Here is a 19,900-nt window from a genome sequence, read left to right as displayed (position 1 = left end):
GCAACCTGACCCGCCCGCACCGCCCGGCGCGCGGATTTCTTTGATCTCGCGCCTGTCCCGCGGCAAGCTTTCGGGCAGCCCGGGCCAAACCGGGGTGATTGAGGACAGTGACATGACGGGCAGACTTCTATTGACGGCAGGCGCCGCCCTGCTCCTTTCGGGCTGTGGCGTGATCACCGGCATCTTCGAAGGCGGAGATGCGGAGGTAACAGCGCTTTCGGCCGACGGCCTCGACACCGTACTTGCGGTGGATGCGGAAACCGGCGCGCTCTCCAGCACCGAAGACGGACCCGAAATCGAGGAGGCCACCGTCTCCGCATCGGCCCCCGGCGCTCGGGGCGGGGCGTTCGAGGCAGGCTTCGGACGGACCGACGGCAGCGTCTCCACCGCCGCCGCAAGCGCTGCCACAGGGCCGGGCACGGGCGGCATCGCCCGCTGAGGTCTCCGGCCTGTACTTCAGCGCGGCACGTGATAGGTCTGATGGCGTTCACCTCCGGGAGGCCGCCATGCCGAAACTCGTCGCGCTCTACATCCGTCATACACTGATCGGCTTCGGGGCCGCGGTCGGCTTCGTCGCGCTGCTCTTCTGGTTCAACGTCGCCAATCTCTGGCACCTCGTCACCCATGATCCCCTGGGGCCCCTCGCGGCGTTCCTGCTGGTGATGTTCAACGGGATCGTGTTTTCCGGCGTCCAGTTCGGGATCGCGATCATGCGCCTTGGCGCGCGTGATGACGACGCCCCCCGCGGGCCGCGGCAGGCAGAGGCTGTCCTTGTCCCCGTCGCGGCGCGCCCGGCCCGCCGCCGCCCGTGACGGAAATCGTCTGCCTCAGTGCAGACTTCGATCTGAAGACGGCCTTCGAGGACGCGTTCGCCGAGGCCCTTCCCGCCCACCCGCTCCGCCGGCCGGACGAGATCGCCGATCCCGCGTCCGTACGCGTGGCCTTCGCCCACGCCCCACCCGACAACGCCTTCGATCCCTACCCCGATCTCGCGCTCGTCTGTTCCTGGGGCGCGGGCGTCGACCGCCTCGTCGACCATCCCGGATTGCGTCCGGAGACCACCCTTTGCCGCATGGTCGATCCCGGCCAGGCCGACATGATGGCCGCCTTCGCCGCCCATTACGTCACCGGCTGGCATCGCGGCATGTTCCGCTACCCGGCCCAGCAGGCCGAACGGCGCTGGGAACTGGTGAACTGGACGGCAAATGCCGAGGTTCCCGTCGGCCTTCTGGGCTTCGGCAACATGGGCGCCGCGACCGGCCGGGCGCTGCGCGCGCTGGGCTACCCCGTGGCGGCATGGGCGGGCCGCGCGCGGCACGAAGACGGGGTCGAGGTTCTCGCAGGCGAAGACGGCCTTTTCCGCCTTCTCGGCCAGTCACGCGTCGTCGTCGCCTGCCTGCCGCTCACCCCTGCCACCGATGGCATCCTGAACGCCCGCACCCTCGGGGCCATGCGCGACGATGCGCTCCTCGTCCAACTGGGCCGCGGACGGCATCTTGTCGAGGAAGATCTGATCCCCGCGCTCGACGCCGGCCGTCCTGCCGCTGCCGCCCTCGATGTCTTCCGGACGGAACCCTTGCCGTCCGATCACCCGTTCTGGGCCGACCCGCGCATCATGATCACCCCTCACGCGGCAAGCAGCTCTACCGATCTCGCGGTCGCACAAGCGGTGGGCCGCGCGATCGCCGATCTCGAGGCCGGGCGCAGCCCCGCAGGCGCGGTCGACCGCACCAGGGGCTACTGACAGTCAGGAAGTTGCGTGACGGGACCGCCCGAACCGTGGCGGGATTGAATTCCCGAGGACCTGCATACACAGGTGGGCGCCAGGTAAACGGACCAGGATCCGCACAGAGCCAGCTCCCTCGGAATTGAGTAAGGCCACCGGAATTGGACCGCGCACGAGAGAGGCAGTGCCCGTCACAGCCGTCAGATAGGCGCTCCCCCCGCCTCTGGCAAGCACCCCGGTCGGTCGCGCGCGATCATTTCCCGCCGCTCAGGTCAGAAGAAGCGTGTCCGACATCCACCGCGCCAGCGCCGCATTCGTCGCCTCGGGCTGTTCGAGCACCGGCAGATGCCCCGCATCCTCGATCACCTCCAGCACCGATCCTGGGATCAGCTGGCGCATGAACTCGTGCCGGCGCAGATCGCACAGCGTGTCGTGCCGCCCGCACAGCACCAGCGTCGGCACGGCGATCCGCTTCAGCGTCTCGGTCTGATCCGGCCGCTTCTGAAGCGCGCGCGACTGGCGCACGAAAGCATCGGGGCCAAGCGCCACAGCCATCTCCATCACCCGGTCGAGCACGCCATCACGCCCCGGCCCCGGTGCGAGGTAGCGGGGCTTCAATTCCTCCCGCATCACCTTTTCAAGCTGTCCGGTGCGCGCCGCCACGATCTGCGGTTCCCGAAGCGCCGCGGTTTCCGGCGTCTCGGCGAGCGGGTTGGTGTCGAGAAGCGCAAGCCGGGTGATCCGCTCCGGCGCCAGCCGCATCACCTCCATCGCCACGATACCGCCCATCGACAGGCCCAGAAGCGCGAAATGCGGCGGCGCGTCGTCCAGCACCGCCTGTGCAATCTCGGTCATCGTGCGCCCGCGCGTCAGCGGGATGTGCACGATTGCCCGTTCCGCGGAAAACCGCGCCGTCACGGCCTCGTAAAGCCGCGCGTCGCACATCATGCCCGGCAGGCAGACCAAGGGGGCCGGCATCGCCTCACACCCTCCCCGAGGCGATCCGCGCGCCTTCGGCCAGTGCGCCAAGCTTGGCATAGGCGATTTCGGGATCAACCGCTCCGAACCCCGCGAACGTCCCGAACCCGCAGTCGGACCCCGCGACCACCCGCTCGGCCCCGACGATCCCCGCGAAGCGCGCGATCCGCTCGGCCACAAGCTCGGGATGCTCCACGAAGTTCGTCGTGGTATCGACAACACCCGGCACCAGCACCTTGTCATCGGGAATTTCCGCCTTCCGGTCGCGGAACACCGTCCATTCATGGGCATGGCGCGGGTTCGACGTCTCGAAAAGTACATAGCGGCAATGCGCGCCCATCAGGGTTGAAAACACCTTGTCCATGTCGATGTCGCAGACATGGGGGCCTTCGTAATTCCCCCAGCAGATGTGAACCCGCACGCGCGCGGGATCGATCCCCTCAAGCGCGTGGTTCAGCGCTTCTATATGCATGCCTGCGACCTTCACGAATTCCTCGTCGGAAAGATCGGTGAACAGCATGTGCCGCGACAGGGCGAGGTCCGGGCAGTCAAGCTGCAGCTCAAGCCCGGCGGCGACGATGGTGCGGTACTCGTCGCGCATCGCATCGGCGAGCGCGGCAAGGTAGGCCTCGCGGTTCGGGTAGAAATCGTTCTGCAGGAACAGTGAAATAACGCCCGGCGAGGCGGCATTCATGAAACCCCGCTCAACCCCCTGCGCCTCCATCCCGGCCTTGAGGTTCGCGATATCTTTCTCAAGCTCGCCCTGGCCCTTCGAGCGAACTTCGCCCACGCACATCGGCCTTGCATAGGTCGGCGTGCCGCCATCGTTCTTCAGGCGTTCGAGGAAGGATGGAAACATCTTCAGATCCGCCGGAGAGTTCCGCGGGCTGTCTCCGGCAAACCCCGTATAGCGATCCTTCACATAGGTGGCGTAGGAGATCTTCGAGGTCTCCCCGTCCGACACGATGTCGATCCCGGCCTCCACCTGCCTGCGCACCGTCTCGGCCGTCGCCCCCGTCATCGCGGCGTCGAATGCGTCCGGGTCGTAGGCCTCCCCCCGCTCGCGGGCGAAGATGAAATCCACCACATCCTGCGTCCGCGGCAGGCTGCCCACATGGGTCGTTCTGATCGTCACGTCTGTCCCTCCGGTTCCGGCATCCGCACGGTACGCGCGGCGCGACCATAGACTAGAAAGCTGAGAAGCGTCAGCACCAGCATCAGCACGCCCGCATCGAAGGCGAGCCGGGCGGTGCCCGCCCGTTCCGCGGCCTCTCCCACCGCCCAGGGCACGGCGAGCATCAGCACATAGTAGACCGCGAAGAAGATGCCCATGCCCGTCGCCGCCGTCGCGGGCGCGAGGATGCGGCCCGGCAGCGCCATGACGGGGCCTGCAGGCAGCCCGGCCAGAAAGCCCATCGCGGCGAACAAGGGCGCGCCCGCCGCGCCGGTGCCCGCCAGCCAGAGTGTGACGGCAAAGCCCAGGAAACCGGCCAGCATCACCGCGCCCGCCTGCCCCGTCCGGTCGGCGATCAGCCCGCCCAGTGGCACGCCAAGCGCCATCGCCCAGAGAACGAGGCTCGTCGCTGCTCCCGCTTCGGCCAGGCTCCACCCCTGCTCGCTCAGGACCGCGGGCCCGAAACCGAAGACCATCGCGAAGGCGGTGTTGTAAAAGCCCCAGACTGCGCCCGCCGCGATCACGGCGGTCATCACGCGACCTGCGGGCCAGGCCCGGCGCGCCGCAGCCGCCACGCCTTCGGGGGCGCGGTATGCCAACGGGAAAAGGATGAACGCGGCCGCCGTCACGCCGGCAACCAGCCACATCGCCCCGCCATAGCCTGCCCCCGCAGCAAACGGCGGCAAGGTTACCAGGGCAAGCGCGATCCCCACCGGCCACGAATTCACGAAAATCGCCATCGCCGTCGAAATCTCGCGGTCCCGGAACCAGTCGACCACCATCTTCGTCATCAGGACGTTCAGCAGAACGCCGCCCGCCCCGGCGACCAGCCGCCCCGCCAGATGCAGGGCCCAGCCCTGACCCAGGGCCATCATCACCCCGCCCAGCACCATCAGGCCCAGGCCGGCCGTCACCACCTCCTTGTCGCCGAAACGCTGGCCCAGCGCGCCCCCGGGCAGTGCCACGATCATCCCCGGCGCGAGGTAGAGGCCGAGGATCAGCCCGGTCTCGGCAAGCCCGACAGCAAAGTGGTCCATCATCAGGGGCGACAGCGCCGCAACCGCCTGGAACTGAAACGCCATCACTGCGCGCATGCCGAACAGCAGCGCGAGGATGCCCCAGCGTGCGCTCATGCTACAGGCCCCGCGAAATGCCGCTCGAGAAAACCGATCCAGTTGCCGTGCGCCAGCCGCTCGATCAATGCGCTGCCGTATTGCGCCGCCTCGAGCCGCCGGATCAGATTCGGCAGATCCGCCGCGCTTCGCAGGTCATCCGGCATCGGTGCTCCGTCGAAATCCGAGCCGAAGCCAACATGCCCCTCGCCCGCAAGCTCGATCATCCGGTCGAGATGCGCCACCGCGTTATCCAGCACCCCGGCCGCCTGCCTGCTGCCATCGCGATTCAGAAACACGGTGCCGAAGTTGAGGCCAACCATCCCCCCGGTCTCGCCGATCGCCCGCAGTTGCGCTTCACTGAGATTCCGGGCCGAAGGCGTTACATCACAGGAATTCGAATGGGTCGCGACAAGGGGCACGCCCGCCTCCGCCACGTCCCAGAATCCCGCTTCGGTCATGTGCGAACAGTCGACGATCACACCAAGCTCCTTGCAGCGCGCCACGAGCGCCCGCCCCGCCTCGGTCAACCCGCCGCCGGTATTGCCGTCCGAAGGATAGCGGAAGGGCACGCCCTCGGCGAAAATCGTGGGGCGCGACCAGACGGGCCCCACCGACCTCAGCCCAAGCGCATAAAGGGCGTCAAGCTCCTGCAATTCCAGTCCGATGCACTCCGCCCCCTCGATGTGCAGAACCCCGAAGAACCCCTCCCCGGCCTTCAGCGGTGCCAGATCCTCCGCCCGCCGGATGAACCGCACACAGCCCGCGGCCTCCAGCCGCGCCGCCACGCCGGCCTGCCCGAGGATCACCCCGGCGGCCGCGTCCTGCGCCATCTCCGGCGGCAGCGGCAGGTCATAGGGCGGCGTGTCGAAGGCGGAAAAATCGATCGACAAACCGCCCGCGGTCGCGAACATCGCGAAGAACCCGCCGATCAGGCCGCCTCGCGCCGCCTTCTCAAGGTCGATATCCCCCGCCTCACTCGCCTTGAACGCCGCCACCACGTCGCCGCCCTGCTGCCAAAGCCGCAACAAGGCGTCGTTATGCCCGTCGAAGACCGGGATCACCCCGTTCGCATCAGCCATTCACGCCCCCCGCAATGCCATCATGACGGAGTGATAGTCGCAGTCGGGGTCTTCGGCGAGATAGGCCGTCATCCGCATCCCGCATGCCGCGAGAACCGTTGCATATTCGGCGACGGACAGCGACGCGTGATAAACGGGCTCGGCCCCCACGACGCCCGCCGCCTCGCCCTCGCGCGGGCCCACCGTCACCATCAGCACGCCTCCCGGCACCAGATGCCGGGCCAGCCGCGGCAGGCAGGCGCGCTGCTCGTCCGGGGTAAGGTGAAAGAAGCTGTCCCACCCGATGATCCCGTCGAACCGGTCAGGCAGATCAAGGGTGCGCATGTCCGAAAGCCGCCAGTCGCCGTTCGGCCAGCGGGCGCGCGCAAGTTCCAGCATCGGTTCGGAGAAATCCGCCCCCGTCAGGCGAAACCCCTCGCCGATCAGCCAGCCCGCGATCGGCCGGCCGGAACCACAGCCGAGGTCGAGCACCCGGCCCCCTTCGGGCATCGCGCCCGCAAACCGCCTGAGCCACCGCGCCTCGAACAGCGCGCGCGAGCGCCGCGCGTCATAGGTTTCGGCCTGCCGTTCGTAGATGCCTTGCGTGCGCGTGCTCAGCGGGTCTTCGGGATGCTCGGCCACGGGCCCTACCCCTGATGAAGGGCAATCTGCGTCCAGATCGCGGTTTCGTCGTAAAGCGTCCATTCCCGCCGAAGGCCCCATGGCCCGAATTCGGCATGGGTGATCCCCATCACGTGAACCTCCGCGCCCGAGGGCGCCCCGAAACCGCCCCAGCCGTCATGGGTGCCGTAGAGGCTCCAGCGTACAGCCGCGCGGGGCGGCATCATCGGGTCGTCGCGCCCGATCACGTGCTCGACGGTGAAGAGGGCCGAGGGAAACGCCGCGCGCAAAGCCAGCCAGAACCTGTCCGCCGCCGCGTGCCCGTGCGTGCGCACACCGCCGGGGTAGTCAAGCTGACTGGCCCGGTCATAGGCCGCGGGGATGACGGAAAACTCCGCCCCCATGATCCGCGTCAGGATATCGGCCAGCCGCGCCCCAGTCGGGTGGTCGTTGCCCCGGCCCGTATACGGCCCCTCGATATCCCGCGCGGGGGTAAAGGGCGCACCGCCCTCGCCCGCCGCAACCCGGGCGCGCGCCCAGTCCTCAGGGCTCAGCCCCAGTTGCCGGACGACCGCGCCGTTGTCGCGCACCAGCCATTCGTCGCTGATCTGGTTGTCCTTCGCAAAGCAATCCGCGATCGCCCGCCAGGTGATCTTCGTACCCGTCGCCCGCCCGAAGATGCCGTCGCCCGCATGGGTCGCCTGGCTCAGGATCCGGTGCGACGACAGCATGCCGTCCTCGGGCGTGCCCGACCAGATCACGTCCTCGCCCAGAAGCGTGCGGTCGGGAAACTCGTTCAGGGTCGCGATCGTCGCCCGCGTCGCGGCAGATTCGCCCACCGACACGCCGCCGGGCACCCGCACGATCACTTCGGGGGCGTAATACGCCTTCATCCGCGGGCCGGTTTCGCGACCCTCCCAGATCTCTGCCGTGATCCCCAGGATGTAATCGGGGAAGTCCTTCCACCGCGCGTCGAACCCCTTCACCGGGCGCCCCCCTGTTCCCAGCCGTCCGGTACGCGGGCAGAGCCGCGCACCATCAGCGTTCCGGCGATCCGCCGCTTCTGCGGCGCAGTCGCCCGGCCTTCCAGCCGATCCATCAGGATGTCGACGGTCGCCTCGACCATCGCGCCGGAAGGCTGGCGCAGTGTTGTCAGATCATAGGCCGGCCATCCCGCCAGCGCCACGTCGTCATAGCCCACGACCGACACCTCCCCCGGCACGTCGATCCCCATTTCGAACCGCAACACATCCATCACCGCAAAGGCCATGTGATCGTTGCCGACGAAGATCGCATCGGGCTTGGCCTCCCGCATCAGCCGCCGCGCCGCCTCCGCCGCACCTTCGCGGCTGAAGGCGCCCGTCTCCTCGGCAAGAAGCCGCTGACCCAGTTCCTCCAGCGAGGCACGAAACGCCGCCGCCCGTTCCCGCCCGGTCGACGATCCGTGCCAGCCCGAGATATGGGCAATCCGCCGATGCCCGCCCGCCACCAGGAACTTCGCCACTTCGCGCGCACCGGCAGTATTGTCGGATGTCACTTCGTTCAGTCGCGGATCGTCCTGGCCACGGTTGAACAGAACCACCGGGATCCCCGCCGCTTCACAGCGCGCGGCCAGATCGTCGGTCATGCCCACACTCGCCGTCACCAGCCCGTCCACCTGGTAATCCAGCAGATCCTGGATCACCTCACCCCCGTCGGACTGGCTGCCTTCGGTCATGAATACGAGGATGTGATAACCCTTCGCCTGCAAAGCGGTCGACAGACGCTCCAGCGCGTCGGGATAGAACTGGTTTTCGAGATACCCCACCACCAGCCCGATGATCCGCGACCGGCCGGTGATCAGCGACCGCGCCAGCACGTTCGGGCGATAGCCCAGCGCATCGGCCGCCCTGCGCACCCGTTCTTCCATCTTCTTCGACACGCTGGCGCCGGGGGTGAAGACGCGGCTTACCGCCGACTGGCTCACGCCCGCCAGCGCGGCCACGTCCAGCGATGTCACCTTGCGTTCCGTCATCAGCCCGCCGTCCACCCGCCGTCGATCAGAAGCGCGCTGCCGGTCACCAGCGAAGACGCGTCAGATGCCAGATAGACGACAGCCCCCATCACGTCCTCCACTTCACCCGTCCGACCGAGCTTGATCTTCGAGGTGATCCAAGCCACCCGCTCGGGATCGGCGAAGGTCGCTTCGGTAAGAGGCGTTCGAATGAACGTCGGGCAGATCGTATTGACGCGGATGCCAAGGGGGCCCCATTCGATCGCCATCGATTTCGCCATCCCCTCGACCCCGTGTTTCGATGCGGCATAGACGGCCCGGTCGATCCCTCCCACATGGCCCATCTGGCTGGAGATATGGATGATCGAGCCACCGCCCAGCCCGCGCATCCCCTCCGCCGCCCTCTGCGACAGGAAATAGGCCGCCCTGAGGTTCAGCCCCATGACGGCGTCGTAATCCTCCGCCGTGGTCTTTAGCGCGGGGGCATGCCGCGCCATCCCCGCCGCATTGACAACGACGTGATAAGGGCCCGTCGCGTCGAACGCGGCCTCCACTGCGTCATGATCGGTCACGTCGAGGGCCAGCGCTTGCGCCTTCAGCCCCGCCACCCGCGCCGCCGCCACGGCGGCGTCCAGCTGATCGGCGCCCCGGGCCGCGAAGGTAACCTCGGCGCCAGCCTCCGCCAGCGCCACCGCGGCGCCCAGCCCGATCCCGCGCGAGGCGCCCGTCACCAGCGCGCGCCGCCCGTCCAGCCGGAACGAGGGGGTCTTCGGCAGATCCATGGATGCCTCGCTTTTGCATACCTGTGCAAAACCCACCTTACGCCCCGACCTCAGGGATAGGCAATCCCCCGAAACGCGGGGAAATCGGCATAGCGCGCCTGCCGCTCCGCCAGGCTTTCCCCAGGCTCAGCCCCCGCTGCCAGAAGTGTCCCTTTGGGCGCGATGTAACTCAGGATACGCGGCGCCCGCTCTTCCCGCCAGGTCAGGTTGAACGCCGCGAGCTTTGGAAAGAAATACAGCTCGTGATAGGGCAGGTGATCGTGAATCCACCATGCCAGATCCCTCCAGTCGCGCCCTTCGGCAAAGCGATCCGCGAACCACGGGATCACAAGCGACACACAGGCCCCCATCCGCCCCACCCCGTCGCGCCGGTCCCAGATATGCCCGGCAAAGTTCTTTTCGTTCTGCGAACATTTCTGCGGCCGCGCCACCTTCGCCCCGAAATAGTTGAGCGTGGGCGAACGATAGCCAGACCGGATCTCCACCTGCCCAAACGTCTCGAACAGCGGATCGAGCAACTCCTCCGCCAGCCGCCGCCCCGCCGCGATCGCGACGTCGGGATCCTCCGGCAGGTTCGGCACCCCGTGAAAGTTCCCGATCTCGGAATTCAGGAAGTTCCGCATGAAGAAATGCCGTGACAGCCGCACGCGGCCAAGCTCTTCAAGCGCCAGATAGCTCTGCGGTCTGCGCCTCACCCCAGACGCTCCTCCATCCGCGCGAAAACATCGACGCCAAGCTGGTCATAGACGTGCAGCATATCGACCAGAACCCAGTTCTCGCGAATGAGATCTCCCTCCACCCGCCAGAAATCGAGGCTTCGGATCGTCAACTCCGCGCCCGTCGGTGGCAGGCCAAGCCAGCCGCCCCCGCTCAATGTCGCGCGCATCCCGGCAAACGAGGTGTAGCCCACGTAATTCCCCTCGCCGAAAAGGTGCCCGGCCTCCACCCCGCCCCGCCGGTCGGGCATCGCGTTCAGGAACGGGATCTGGTGCTGTCTGCGGAACCCCGAGATCCCCCGCGCCGTCCCGATGCCGGATGGACCGTACCAAGCACAGCGCGGGTGCCAGTAGCGCGGCAGATCCATCGCCGCCTCGCCGTCGGCGTTCCGGCCAAGCGCCGTCAGCATGTCATCCACAATTCCAAGCGCGCGCGCCCCGTCGCCCGAAATCGTCAGCCCGTCCTGCGTCATCGGGCCCGGCACATGCCATTCGCGCCCGAGCGGGGGCACAAGCGGCCACACCCCAGCCTGCATCATCAGTTCGGGGATATCCCACAGGGCCTGCACCTCGACGACCCGGCCCTCTTCGACCCGGAAGAACTCGTGAAACCGCATCGCCGCCGCCCGCTTCGTCGGCGGAATGCCGAGGAAGGGCGCGGCAAAGGTACCCACATAGGCCCCGCAGACGCCAACCCACATCTGCCCCGCCCCGTCGCGGCCCGCCATGCGGATCGTCTCGCGCCGCTCGAGATCGGGAAAGGCGGCATAAAGCGACGCGAAACCCGCATCGAACAGGGCCTCGGGGCCCGCACGCCGCTCGAAGGGAAAGGCCATGTGCACGACAGCATCCGGCACCAGCACTGCCGCAAGCGCCCTGCGCGCATCCTCCGCCTCGCATCCGGCCATCACCGCAAGCGGCCCCAGCGCCGCCTTCGCCTCTTCCGGGGTCATAGCGCTCTCCCCTGTGTCCATCAGCCGACCGCCGCCAGCACCTCGTCCACCGACGCCGCGATCAGTTCCAGGCAATCGGGGCTCGAAAACCGGTGATCGGCCCCTTTGACAAGCGTCAGACGCATGTCCCCGCCCTCGGCATGATCCAGAAGCCTGAGCGCAACCGACATGTCCACATCCGCATCGGCCGTGCCCTGCAACGACCGCACCGGGAACGGCAGCGGCAGGGGATCGCGCAGCACAAGCCGCCCCCGGCCCTCCTCGATCAGCCGCCGCGTGATGACATAGGGCTCGTCCGAATAGTCCGACGGAAGCTCCAAGCGCCCGGCGTCCGTCAGCATCCGCTTCTGGGCGTCGTCGAACCCGGCCCACATGCTGTCCTCCGTGAAATCGGGCGCCGCAGCGATTGTCACCAGCCCCGCCACCCGCTCCGGCACCTCGCACGCCAGAAGAAGTGATATCCATCCCCCCATGGACGACCCCACGAGCACCGCGCGTCCGTCGACAAGCGACAGGGCGGCGCACGCATCCTCGAACCAATCACCGATCGCGCCGTCGAGGAAGTCGCCCGAACTCTGCCCGTGCCCCGAATAGTCGAACCTCAGGAAGGCGCGCCCCCGCGCCCTGGCCCAGTCTTCGAGAAAGAGCGCCTTCGTGCCCTCCATGTCAGAGCGGAACCCGCCCAGAAACACGACCGCGGGGCCCGCCCCCTCGACCTTGTAGTACCCGAGGCGCCGTCCTTCGGGCGTCGTCAGCCAGCTTGGCTCGGCCATTGCCACCTCCGTTTTATGCAAGCCTTGGCAGCGATACCGCCCGGCGTCCAGACGCACCTCTCCAAACAGACAATTACGTTACCATCTTGTCACGTGAGTATTTAGTCACTTATAAGCGAATCCATGGATGCGATCTTCAAAGCCCTGAATGACCCCGCCCGGCGCGCCCTGCTCGACAGCCTGCGTGACCGCGACGGCCAGTCGCTGTCCGAGCTTGAAACACAGCTCGACATGACCCGGTTCGGCGTCATGAAACACCTCAGGGTCCTCGAAGACGCCTCCCTCGTGGTCACGCGCAAATCGGGACGGTTCAAATATCACTACCTCAACGCCGTTCCCCTGCAGGAGGTTATCGATCGCTGGATCGAACCCCTGCTCGCCAAGCCCGCCGCCCGGGCCGTGATCGATCTCAAAACCCAACTCGAAGGACCCTCCTCCATGACCGACAAGCCTGATTTCGTCATGAAGACCTTTATTCGCTGCACCCAGGATGCCTTGTGGGAGGCGCTGACCGACCCGGCGCAGATGGGCACCTGGCATTTCCTCGCCGGCGGCGTCCGGAAGGAAGACGACACCTACATCTACGAAACCCCTGACGGCGGCACGATGATGCGCGCCCGCACGCTCGAGACCGATCCGAAATCCCGCATCGTCTCCACCTTCGAACCGAACTGGGAAGGCGGCGGCGCGCCCTCCAGAACGATCTTCCTCCTCGCGTCCGAAGGCGATCACTGTGCGCTCACCGTCGAACATTACGATCTCTCCGTCCCTGTCGTCCCGGGCGAGGGTGTGCATGACGGATGGGCCCGCTGGGCCGCGGGGCTCAAGACCTATCTCGAATCGGGGGCGGCGCACCGTTTCAACTCCATGGCGGGGGCCGGCGCATGACCCCCGAACTCACCTGGCTCACCCTCACGGCGATCCTCGCGGCCTCGTTGTGGATCCCTTACATCGTGGGCGTCAACCGTCACGCGGTCGAGGGCCAGGATGCGTTCCTACGGCCGCACGATCTCACCGCCTACCCGGCCTGGGTTCACAGGGCGCACCGGGCACATCTGAACCTCGTGGAACAGGCGCTTCCCTTCGCCATCGTCGTTCTGATCGCCCATCAGGCGGGGGTCTCGACCACGCTCACGATCTGGGCCGCGGGCCTCTTCTTCTGGCTCCGTATCGCCCATGCGGTTGGCATGATCTCCGGCGCCGCGGGCTTCCCCGCCCGCCCGCTCCTCTTCACCGCAGGCTGGATCGCGATCCTCGTCATCGCGGTCGAGGTGCTCCGCGCCTGATCTTCATGTGGCCATAAATATCCTCGGGGGGAGCACGAGGGGGGCGGAAGCCCCCCTCGTTCAAGACCTCACCCGATCGACTGCGCAAGAACCCGGCTGATCGTGGTCAGGCTCTGGCCCGACTGGGCGGCCCAGTCGTTGAACGCCTCCTGCACCGCGCCCATCGCTTTCCGGCTCGTCGGCGCCCCGTCGCGCGACAGGATGTAGCTGTCCTTCCCCATAACTCGAAGGAAATACTGTGCCGAGGTGCCCCCAAGCCGCGATCCGTTCTGCTTCAGCCAGTAGAGAAGCCCGGCATAATCCTCGCCCGGCCAGTCCGCGATCTTCCGTCCGAAACTGCCGGCCTCCCGCGCCACCTCTGTCACGAAGACGGCGTTCTCCTGCACGGCACGGATCTTCGTGCCGTTCCGCACGATGCGCCTGTCCTGCATGAGCGCGTCGAAGCGCTCCTCCGGCATCACGGCAAGCGGCCCGGGTGCGAAGCCGCCAAAGGCCTCTTCGAAGCCGGGCCACTTCGCCTCGATCACCGTCCAGCTGAACCCGGCCTGAAAGATCGATTTCGACATCTGCGACAGCCACCTGTCATCCGGGGTCGCCGCCAGATCGGCGGCCGTCTTCGGCCCGTCGGCCCGGTCAAGCACGGCCGCGCGCCCACCCTTCCGCTCCGCCGCAATCTCCAGAATCTCGTCGAACGATCGCATGATCCCTCTCCTTTTGGTTCCCGGAACACTCTCACATCCGCCACAGGCACGAAAGAACAAACCATAAACACGGGCCTGTGCGCCCTTTCACGGTTGACCCAGCGCGCCGAAAGGCGCAGACGAACGCCAGACGACATACCCGCAACCGGGCGTTCCGTGGGCGCCAAACCGACGAGGAGCTTCAGGCCGATGGCCCAGATTTCCCTGACATTCCCCGATGGCAATTCCCGCAGCGTGGCCGCAGGCATCACGCCCGCCGAAGTAGCTGCCGATATCTCGACCTCGCTCGCCAAGAAGGCGATCTCGGCCACCGTGAACGGTGCGCACTGGGATCTGCAATGGCCGATCGATGCCGACGCCTCCATCGCCATCCACACCATGGCCGACGATGCCCAGGCCTATGAGCTGATCCGCCACGACGCGGCCCACATCATGGCCCGCGCGGTGCAGGAGATTTGGCCGGATGTCCGGGTCACCATCGGCCCGGTGATCGAGAACGGCTGGTACTACGATTTCGACAGGGAAGAGCCCTTCACGCCCGAGGATCTGGGCGCGATCGAAGCGAAGATGAAGGAAATCATCAACCGCCGCGATCCGGTGACCACCGAGGTCTGGGAACGCGACCGCGCCATTGCGCACTACAAGGCGAATAACGAGCCCTACAAGGTCGAACTGATCGAGGCGATCCCCGGTTCAGAGCCGATCCGCATGTACTGGCACGGCCACTGGCAGGATCTCTGCCGCGGGCCGCATCTCCAGCACACCGGCCAGGTCCCTGCCGATGCCTTCAAGCTGATGAAGGTCGCGGGCGCCTATTGGCGCGGCGATTCGAACCGGCCCCAGCTTCAGCGGATCTACGGCGTTGCCTTCAAGAACCGCCAGGAACTGAAGGATTACCTCACCTTTCTCGAAGAGGCCGAAAAGCGCGACCATCGCCGCCTCGGCCGCGAGATAGAGCTCTTCCACTTCCAGGAAGAGGCCCCCGGCATGGTCTTCTGGCATCCCAACGGCTGGTCGATCTACCGCGAACTCGAAGATTACATGCGCCGCAAGCTGACCCGCGCCGGCTATCGCGAGATCAAGACGCCCCAGGTCGTCGATCGCAAGCTCTGGGAAGCCTCGGGGCATTGGGACAAGTACCGTGAAAACATGTACATCACGGAAATCGACGAGGAACATGCGAACGAAAAACGCGTCAATGCGCTGAAGCCCATGAACTGTCCCTGCCACGTGCAGGTGTTCAACCAGGGCCTCAAATCCTACCGCGATCTGCCATTGCGCCTTGCCGAATTCGGCTCCTGCCACCGCTACGAACCCCATGGCGCGCTGCACGGGCTCATGCGCGTGCGGGGCTTCACCCAGGACGATGCCCATATCTTCTGCACCGAGGATCAGATCGAGGCGGAATGCGCCAGTTTCATCGATCTTCTTTCAGGCATCTACCGTGACGCGGGCTTCACAAAGTTCGACATCAAGTTCTCGACCCGGCCCGAAGTGCGCGTGGGCTCCGACGAGGTGTGGGACAAGGCCGAATCCGCGCTTGAACGCGCGATCCTCTCGATCCGGAACGATTACGAACTCGACCCCGGGGAAGGCGCCTTCTACGGCCCGAAGCTCGACTTCAAGCTGACCGATGCGATCGGGCGGGAATGGCAATGCGGCACCTTCCAGGCCGATTTCAACCTGCCGGAGCGGCTGGATGCGACCTATATCGGCGCCGATGGCGAAAAGCACCGCCCGGTGATGCTCCACCGCGCGATCCTCGGCTCCTTCGAACGCTTCATCGGCATCATGATCGAAAACTATGCCGGCAAGCTGCCGTTCTGGCTCGCGCCCCGGCAGGTCGTCGTGGCCTCGATCGTCTCCGATGCCGATGCTTATGTCGGTGAGGTCTTGGGGGCCCTCCGCGCCGCGGGCATACGGGCGGAAGCCGACACGCGGAACGAGAAGATCAACTACAAGGTGCGCGAGCATTCGGTCGGCAAGGTGCCGGTGATCCTCGCCATCGGCCAACGCGAGGTCGAGAACCGCACCGTCACCGTCCGCCGCCTGGGCGAGAAACAGACGGCGACAGTTGATCTCGATCAGATCGTCGCCGATCTCACCGACGAGGCCACGCCGCCCGATCTTCGGGGCGCCTGACGGCCCGCCATCCGCAGCACGCCGCTCGCGGGGCAATCTGCACCGCTGGGCGGGAAAGCTTTCTGCCCGGATAGCGCGGCATCGGCTGCCCTGCCTCTGCGGCACCTAAACCTGCGACGCTGCCTCGCACGGCCGCGCTCGCGGCGCGAATGTCTGCGGACTCAACCCTTTGCCAAGGGCATTCCACCGGCCGGGGTCACCCATGGCCCTGCCCCGAAGTCCCGGAGTCGCGCTCGCGGACGGCCCACCTCCGGGCCGGCCACCCCCACCTGCGGGCGAAGCCGCAGCCCGCCGCATCCGCAGATACCCGCGCGCAGACTGCACTGTCGCAGCAACCGAAAGGGAACAAGCCAGGCGCGCGGGCGACCTTCCGCGCCGCCGCACGAGGCGGAGCCCGCAGGCGCCCTTCCGCGCCGCCGCACGGGGCGGAGCCCGCGGGCGCCCTTCCGCGTCGCCGCACGAGGTGGAGCCCGCGGGATTCTTTTCGCGCCGCCGCAAGCGGCCGCGCCTGCAGGAGTTCCCGCCAACGCCACAGGAAAGGTCGCTTCAGATCACCGGTCCACCTGCAGAGGCAGAGCCAAATCCTTTCGCCCTGGCCCTCGGCCCGATCGCAGTGTTCCGGCCCCGGCTATGCCGCGTTGGCCCGCGACGGCGCGGTGGTCCGGTCCATCCATCGTGCCGCCTCATGCACACGAACTCCCGCCACGACGCGGCCCCGGGCCGGTCGGCTCAGCCCGCGAGACCGCCCGGCGCATCAGCCCTGGCCCGCATCGCATCGGCGAGGGCCGCCTCTGCCGGCAGCGGCGTCCCAAAGAGGAAACCCTGCGCGAGGCGCACCCCCATATCCTCAAGCACACCGGCCTGTTCCTCGGTCTCCACACCTTCCACCAGCACTTCCATGCCGATGTTCCGGCCCACATCAAGCACCGCATCCACGATGAAACGCGCCTCGTCGGACACGGCGACCTCGCTGATCAGCGACCGGTCCACCTTCAGTTCATCCGCGCCCACGAGCCGCAGGTACGCCAGCGAGGAATAGCCTGTCCCGAAATCGTCGATCGCGATTCGGCATCCCATCGCCCGCAGCCGGCGGATCGTGCTCTGCGCCGTCGGCCAGTCGCGCAACTCCAGCGTCTCGGTGATCTCGAGCGTCATCAGCGCGGGGTCGATCTTCGACTTCGTGATTGCCGTGCGCACCGTCTCGACCATGCCCTGCGAGGTAAAATTCAGCGCCGAAAGGTTCACGCTCAGGTGAAACGAGGTGCCGTGGCGCGCGTTCCACGCGGCAATCGCCGAGGCGGCCTCGACCAGCACGAAGGTATCCACCTCCGTGACCATGCCGCTTTCCTCGGCGATCATGATGAACTCGTCGGGCATCACCGTGCGGCCGTCCCGGTCCCAGCGCACCAGGGCCTCGAAGCCGTAGATCTCGCGCGAGGGCAGGCGGACCTTCGGTTGCAGGTAAACGGAAAGTTCGCCGCGCCGCAACGCTTCGGGCAGGCTTTCGATCAGCGCGCGCCGGGCCTGGTACTGGCGCTCGAGCTCCTCGTCATATACGGCCACCCGGTTTCGTCCCGCCGCCTTGGCCGCGTAAAGGGCGAGGTCTGTCGCGCGCAGCATCGTCTCGACGCTCACGTCCATCTTCGAACTCACCTGCGTCGACGTGGCAAGCCCGATGCTGATCCCCGCGCTCAGGGCCTCACCCTCGTGGCAGACGGGCTCGGCAACCTTGGTAAGAATGCGTCCGCAAAGCACGTTCAACCGTTCAATGTCATCCGTTGCCACGACCGCGGCAAACTCGTCGCCGGCCAGCCGGGCCGCGAAGCCGTTCTGCCGGCCCACGGCCTCGTCGATCGCATGGGCGGCGGCCCTCAGCACCGCGTCGCCCGCCGCGTGGCCCGATGTGTCGTTGATCGACTTGAACCCGTCGAGGTCGAGGATCATCACCGCCACCGGCCGCCCGGTCTCGATCAGGGCGGTTAGCCGGTCGTGAAACTGCACCCTGTTGGGCAACCCGGTCAGCGGGTCGAAGAACGCCAGGTATTCCACCCTGCGTTCCGCGTCGCCGCGCCCCCGCCGGGCCAGAACCTCGCGCCGCAGAAGCAGGATGGTGATGATGCCCACAAGGGTCAGCAGGATCAGGCTGACCCACATCACGCGAAGCTGGTCGCGGATCACGCCCGACTGGGCGTCGAGCACCCCGTCCTGCAGCCCGCGCATATAGTCGACGAAGGTCGCAAGGCTCCGCCGCGAAGCGTCGGACGCATCCAGAAGCTCGTTGGTCAGCCGCTGGGGATCGTCCACGCCGGCCTCCAGCGCCCGCTCCGCGATGCCCAGCACCCGCGACAGATCGGCGATCGCCTGCTGGCCTTCGGGCAGGCGATCGACCCCGCCCCCCGACCGCTCGAGCGTGCCGACGCGCACATAAAGAAAATCGGTCGCGTTACGAAACGCCTGCTGAAGCTCGGCCGTCATCTGCCCGGCCTGCGCGGCCTCCATCGCCACGAGGTTCAGCCGCTGCACATCGCTCATCGCGGCAAAGCCGTTGCGAAACTGCCGGTCTGCGAACAGCCGCTTCTTTTCTTCCAGATCCTCCAGCCCCTGCTGGATATAGATCCCGGCCCAGAGGCACAGGACGATCAGGGGGGCCAGCGAAACGGCCACGCCTATGCGCGTAGACATGACATCAAGCGCGCGATCCAGCAGGGCCTTAAGCTGGCCGGTCACGTCAGTTTGCCGCCTCAAGACGGCTGGCCATCCAAACCATGTATTCTTCCCTTGCGAACTCGGATGTCTCGTAGATTTCCATGTCGATCACGAACTGGATCGGCCCGCGCGCGCGCCGTGTGTGCGCCTCGCCATCCACCCGGGTTGCCACGAGAATCGGGATTTCCTGCCACGCGGCCCGGGGAATGATCGTCGTATAGTCGTTTTCCGCCGTCACCTGGATCGCGGGAACATCGTAAAGCCCGGTCTCACGCAAAAGGTCTGACAGAAGAACACCTTCGAACTGCGCCGGCGCCTCGCGCCAAGAGGTTTTTGTAACCATCTGATAGGTTGGCAAGGTTTCAAGGTCTGAGGGGGCGAAGGACAGGCGCGCGCCCGTTCCATCGATCACCTCCAGTTGTGCGGGCTGATGCTCGATGGCTTGTAACATCACCGGCACCGGCTGTCCCGCCAGCGCGGCAGACGCCACAAACCCGGCTGCCAGACCAGCCGCCAGATGGCGAAAGATATCAGATTTCATTGGGCTGCCTCTTTGCTGGGTCTTACTGCCCCGGGACATAAACGACGCCCCTTAACCGAGGGTTTCGATGCATGCACACAAGTGCCGCATCGCACCCGAATCGCGCTGTCAACTCACGTGGGTGTTATGTTACGGCGTCACACGTCGCTGTTAATGACGTTCGTGTGATTGGAAAAACGACCGTCATCTTCCCTAGGTCTTGCACCAGCCGCCCGTGCGGTGACTGTAGTAAAGAACCCAAATAACACAGGAGAGCCCTCCCATGTCGAACACCACCAAGACCCTCGCCGTCGCCGGCGCCGTCGCCGCCGCCCTCGCGGCCCAGATGTCCACCCCCGCCAACGCCCAGGCAAAGGAAAAGTGCTATGGTGTTTCGCTCGCGGGCAAGAACGATTGTGCCGCTGGCCCCGGCACCACTTGTGCGGGCACCTCGACCGTCGATTACCAGGGCAACGCCTGGACGCTCGTCGAAGCCGGCACCTGCGCCGAGATCGAGCTTCCGGCCATGGCCGACGGCACCGAGCGTCAGGGGGCGCTTGAACCGCTTGAGCGCGATCTGCCGGCTTAAGCCAAAACGCCCGCATGCGTTGCCCCGGCCGTCCGCGCCGGGGCATCCTTGCCAGAACCCGCAAAGA

Annotated in this window: 21 protein-coding genes and 1 other RNA gene; 7 read left to right on the top strand and 15 right to left on the bottom strand. The window is 66.7% G+C overall.

Annotated features, from left to right (window positions below; all coding sequences use genetic code 11):
* Window positions 1-112 precede the first annotated feature (112 nt).
* From RXV90_RS08540 to RXV90_RS08530, 3 genes are all read left to right on the top strand, one after another.
* Window positions 113-439, top strand: a complete 327-nt coding sequence (locus RXV90_RS08540; protein WP_316648135.1) for a hypothetical protein — start codon at window positions 113-115, stop codon at window positions 437-439.
* A 67-nt stretch (window positions 440-506) separates the two neighbouring features.
* Window positions 507-812, top strand: a complete 306-nt coding sequence (locus RXV90_RS08535; protein ID WP_316648133.1) for a hypothetical protein — start codon at window positions 507-509, stop codon at window positions 810-812.
* Window positions 809-1,744, top strand: coding sequence for a 2-hydroxyacid dehydrogenase (locus RXV90_RS08530; protein WP_316648131.1), 936 nt, complete (start codon window positions 809-811; stop codon window positions 1,742-1,744). Before RXV90_RS08535 ends, RXV90_RS08530 begins: the two co-directional genes overlap by 4 nt.
* Before the next feature lie 17 nt (window positions 1,745-1,761).
* Here RXV90_RS08530 and ssrS read toward each other — a convergent pair.
* The 12 genes from ssrS to RXV90_RS08475 form a co-directional block, all read right to left on the bottom strand.
* Window positions 1,762-1,917, bottom strand: a non-coding RNA gene (gene ssrS / locus RXV90_RS25925) — 6S RNA.
* A 76-nt stretch (window positions 1,918-1,993) separates the two neighbouring features.
* The gene (locus RXV90_RS08525; RefSeq protein ID WP_316648130.1) at window positions 1,994-2,704 is read right to left on the bottom strand and encodes an alpha/beta fold hydrolase; all 711 of its coding nucleotides are present in this window, start codon (window positions 2,702-2,704) and stop codon (window positions 1,994-1,996) included.
* 4 nt (window positions 2,705-2,708) lie between these two features.
* The gene (locus tag RXV90_RS08520) at window positions 2,709-3,839 is read right to left on the bottom strand and encodes a cobalamin-independent methionine synthase II family protein (protein WP_316648129.1); all 1,131 of its coding nucleotides are present in this window, start codon (window positions 3,837-3,839) and stop codon (window positions 2,709-2,711) included.
* Window positions 3,836-5,011: an MFS transporter gene (locus tag RXV90_RS08515; RefSeq protein WP_316648128.1), complete on the bottom strand. Its 1,176-nt coding sequence runs from the start codon at window positions 5,009-5,011 to the stop codon at window positions 3,836-3,838. Before RXV90_RS08515 ends, RXV90_RS08520 begins: the two co-directional genes overlap by 4 nt.
* Window positions 5,008-6,072: a dipeptidase gene (locus tag RXV90_RS08510; protein WP_316648127.1), complete on the bottom strand. Its 1,065-nt coding sequence runs from the start codon at window positions 6,070-6,072 to the stop codon at window positions 5,008-5,010. The genes RXV90_RS08515 and RXV90_RS08510 overlap by 4 nt, the downstream gene beginning before the upstream one ends.
* Window positions 6,073-6,693, bottom strand: coding sequence for a class I SAM-dependent methyltransferase (locus RXV90_RS08505; RefSeq protein ID WP_316648126.1), 621 nt, complete (start codon window positions 6,691-6,693; stop codon window positions 6,073-6,075).
* Between the two features lie 5 nt (window positions 6,694-6,698).
* Window positions 6,699-7,658, bottom strand: a complete 960-nt coding sequence (locus RXV90_RS08500; protein WP_316648125.1) for an ester cyclase — start codon at window positions 7,656-7,658, stop codon at window positions 6,699-6,701.
* Window positions 7,655-8,686 (bottom strand): LacI family DNA-binding transcriptional regulator, encoded by a 1,032-nt coding sequence (locus RXV90_RS08495; protein ID WP_316648123.1) that lies wholly within the window; start codon window positions 8,684-8,686, stop codon window positions 7,655-7,657. The genes RXV90_RS08500 and RXV90_RS08495 overlap by 4 nt, the downstream gene beginning before the upstream one ends.
* Window positions 8,686-9,447: an SDR family NAD(P)-dependent oxidoreductase gene (locus RXV90_RS08490; protein WP_316648122.1), complete on the bottom strand. Its 762-nt coding sequence runs from the start codon at window positions 9,445-9,447 to the stop codon at window positions 8,686-8,688. Before RXV90_RS08490 ends, RXV90_RS08495 begins: the two co-directional genes overlap by 1 nt.
* Before the next feature lie 50 nt (window positions 9,448-9,497).
* Complete coding sequence (locus RXV90_RS08485; RefSeq protein WP_316648121.1) at window positions 9,498-10,142, bottom strand: hypothetical protein; 645 nt, start codon at window positions 10,140-10,142, stop codon at window positions 9,498-9,500.
* Window positions 10,139-11,116, bottom strand: coding sequence for an ester cyclase (locus RXV90_RS08480; RefSeq protein WP_316648120.1), 978 nt, complete (start codon window positions 11,114-11,116; stop codon window positions 10,139-10,141). Before RXV90_RS08480 ends, RXV90_RS08485 begins: the two co-directional genes overlap by 4 nt.
* Window positions 11,117-11,136: 20 nt before the next feature.
* A complete protein-coding gene (locus RXV90_RS08475; RefSeq protein WP_316648119.1) occupies window positions 11,137-11,889 on the bottom strand; it encodes an alpha/beta hydrolase in 753 nt (250 codons plus the stop codon).
* A 123-nt stretch (window positions 11,890-12,012) separates the two neighbouring features.
* Between RXV90_RS08475 and RXV90_RS08470 the strand changes: the two genes are divergently transcribed.
* Entirely contained in the window at window positions 12,013-12,777 is a 765-nt protein-coding gene (locus tag RXV90_RS08470; protein WP_316648117.1) for an ArsR/SmtB family transcription factor, read from the top strand.
* A complete protein-coding gene (locus RXV90_RS08465) occupies window positions 12,774-13,175 on the top strand; it encodes an MAPEG family protein (protein WP_316648115.1) in 402 nt (133 codons plus the stop codon). Before RXV90_RS08470 ends, RXV90_RS08465 begins: the two co-directional genes overlap by 4 nt.
* Window positions 13,176-13,243: 68 nt before the next feature.
* Here RXV90_RS08465 and RXV90_RS08460 read toward each other — a convergent pair whose 3' ends face one another.
* Complete coding sequence (locus RXV90_RS08460; RefSeq protein WP_316648113.1) at window positions 13,244-13,876, bottom strand: DNA-3-methyladenine glycosylase I; 633 nt, start codon at window positions 13,874-13,876, stop codon at window positions 13,244-13,246.
* Window positions 13,877-14,065: 189 nt separating this feature from the next.
* Here RXV90_RS08460 and thrS point away from each other — a divergent pair, with 189 nt between their 5' ends.
* A complete protein-coding gene (thrS, locus tag RXV90_RS08455) occupies window positions 14,066-16,018 on the top strand; it encodes a threonine--tRNA ligase (protein WP_316648111.1) in 1,953 nt (650 codons plus the stop codon).
* A gap of 729 nt (window positions 16,019-16,747) precedes the next feature.
* On the opposite strand, the gene RXV90_RS08450 is transcribed toward thrS, so the two are convergent.
* Both RXV90_RS08450 and RXV90_RS08445 read right to left on the bottom strand, forming a co-directional pair.
* Window positions 16,748-18,745, bottom strand: coding sequence for a putative bifunctional diguanylate cyclase/phosphodiesterase (locus RXV90_RS08450; RefSeq protein WP_316648109.1), 1,998 nt, complete (start codon window positions 18,743-18,745; stop codon window positions 16,748-16,750).
* Between the two features lies 1 nt (window position 18,746).
* On the bottom strand, window positions 18,747-19,265 hold the full coding sequence (locus tag RXV90_RS08445; protein ID WP_316648107.1) for a hypothetical protein: 519 nt from the start codon (window positions 19,263-19,265) through the stop codon (window positions 18,747-18,749).
* A gap of 262 nt (window positions 19,266-19,527) precedes the next feature.
* On the opposite strand from RXV90_RS08445, the gene RXV90_RS08440 reads away from it, so the two are divergent.
* Complete coding sequence (locus RXV90_RS08440; protein ID WP_316648106.1) at window positions 19,528-19,833, top strand: BufA1 family periplasmic bufferin-type metallophore; 306 nt, start codon at window positions 19,528-19,530, stop codon at window positions 19,831-19,833.
* Window positions 19,834-19,900 lie beyond the last annotated feature (67 nt).

It is taken from the genome of Ovoidimarina sediminis, from assembly GCF_032586175.1.
Classification (GTDB): domain Bacteria; phylum Pseudomonadota; class Alphaproteobacteria; order Rhodobacterales; family Rhodobacteraceae; genus Ovoidimarina; species Ovoidimarina sediminis.
This window is presented reverse-complemented; position numbering and strand designations above follow the sequence as displayed.

Excerpts from the sequence above, each read along its gene's own strand:
- RXV90_RS08470 (WP_316648117.1), top strand. The coding sequence starts at position 12,013 with ATGGATGCGATCTTCAAAGCCCTGAATGACCCCGCCCGGCGCGCCCTG.
- RXV90_RS08515 (WP_316648128.1), bottom strand. The coding sequence starts at position 5,011 with ATGAGCGCACGCTGGGGCATCCTCGCGCTGCTGTTCGGCATGCGCGCA.
- RXV90_RS08440 (WP_316648106.1), top strand. The coding sequence starts at position 19,528 with ATGTCGAACACCACCAAGACCCTCGCCGTCGCCGGCGCCGTCGCCGCC.
- RXV90_RS08475 (WP_316648119.1), bottom strand. The coding sequence starts at position 11,889 with ATGGCCGAGCCAAGCTGGCTGACGACGCCCGAAGGACGGCGCCTCGGG.
- RXV90_RS08465 (WP_316648115.1), top strand. The coding sequence starts at position 12,774 with ATGACCCCCGAACTCACCTGGCTCACCCTCACGGCGATCCTCGCGGCC.
- RXV90_RS08525 (WP_316648130.1), bottom strand. The coding sequence starts at position 2,704 with ATGCCGGCCCCCTTGGTCTGCCTGCCGGGCATGATGTGCGACGCGCGG.
- RXV90_RS08540 (WP_316648135.1), top strand. The coding sequence starts at position 113 with ATGACGGGCAGACTTCTATTGACGGCAGGCGCCGCCCTGCTCCTTTCG.
- RXV90_RS08510 (WP_316648127.1), bottom strand. The coding sequence starts at position 6,072 with ATGGCTGATGCGAACGGGGTGATCCCGGTCTTCGACGGGCATAACGAC.
- RXV90_RS08480 (WP_316648120.1), bottom strand. The coding sequence starts at position 11,116 with ATGACCCCGGAAGAGGCGAAGGCGGCGCTGGGGCCGCTTGCGGTGATG.
- RXV90_RS08490 (WP_316648122.1), bottom strand. The coding sequence starts at position 9,447 with ATGGATCTGCCGAAGACCCCCTCGTTCCGGCTGGACGGGCGGCGCGCG.
- thrS (WP_316648111.1), top strand. The coding sequence starts at position 14,066 with ATGGCCCAGATTTCCCTGACATTCCCCGATGGCAATTCCCGCAGCGTG.
- RXV90_RS08495 (WP_316648123.1), bottom strand. The coding sequence starts at position 8,686 with ATGACGGAACGCAAGGTGACATCGCTGGACGTGGCCGCGCTGGCGGGC.
- RXV90_RS08460 (WP_316648113.1), bottom strand. The coding sequence starts at position 13,876 with ATGCGATCGTTCGACGAGATTCTGGAGATTGCGGCGGAGCGGAAGGGT.
- RXV90_RS08535 (WP_316648133.1), top strand. The coding sequence starts at position 507 with ATGCCGAAACTCGTCGCGCTCTACATCCGTCATACACTGATCGGCTTC.
- RXV90_RS08445 (WP_316648107.1), bottom strand. The coding sequence starts at position 19,265 with ATGAAATCTGATATCTTTCGCCATCTGGCGGCTGGTCTGGCAGCCGGG.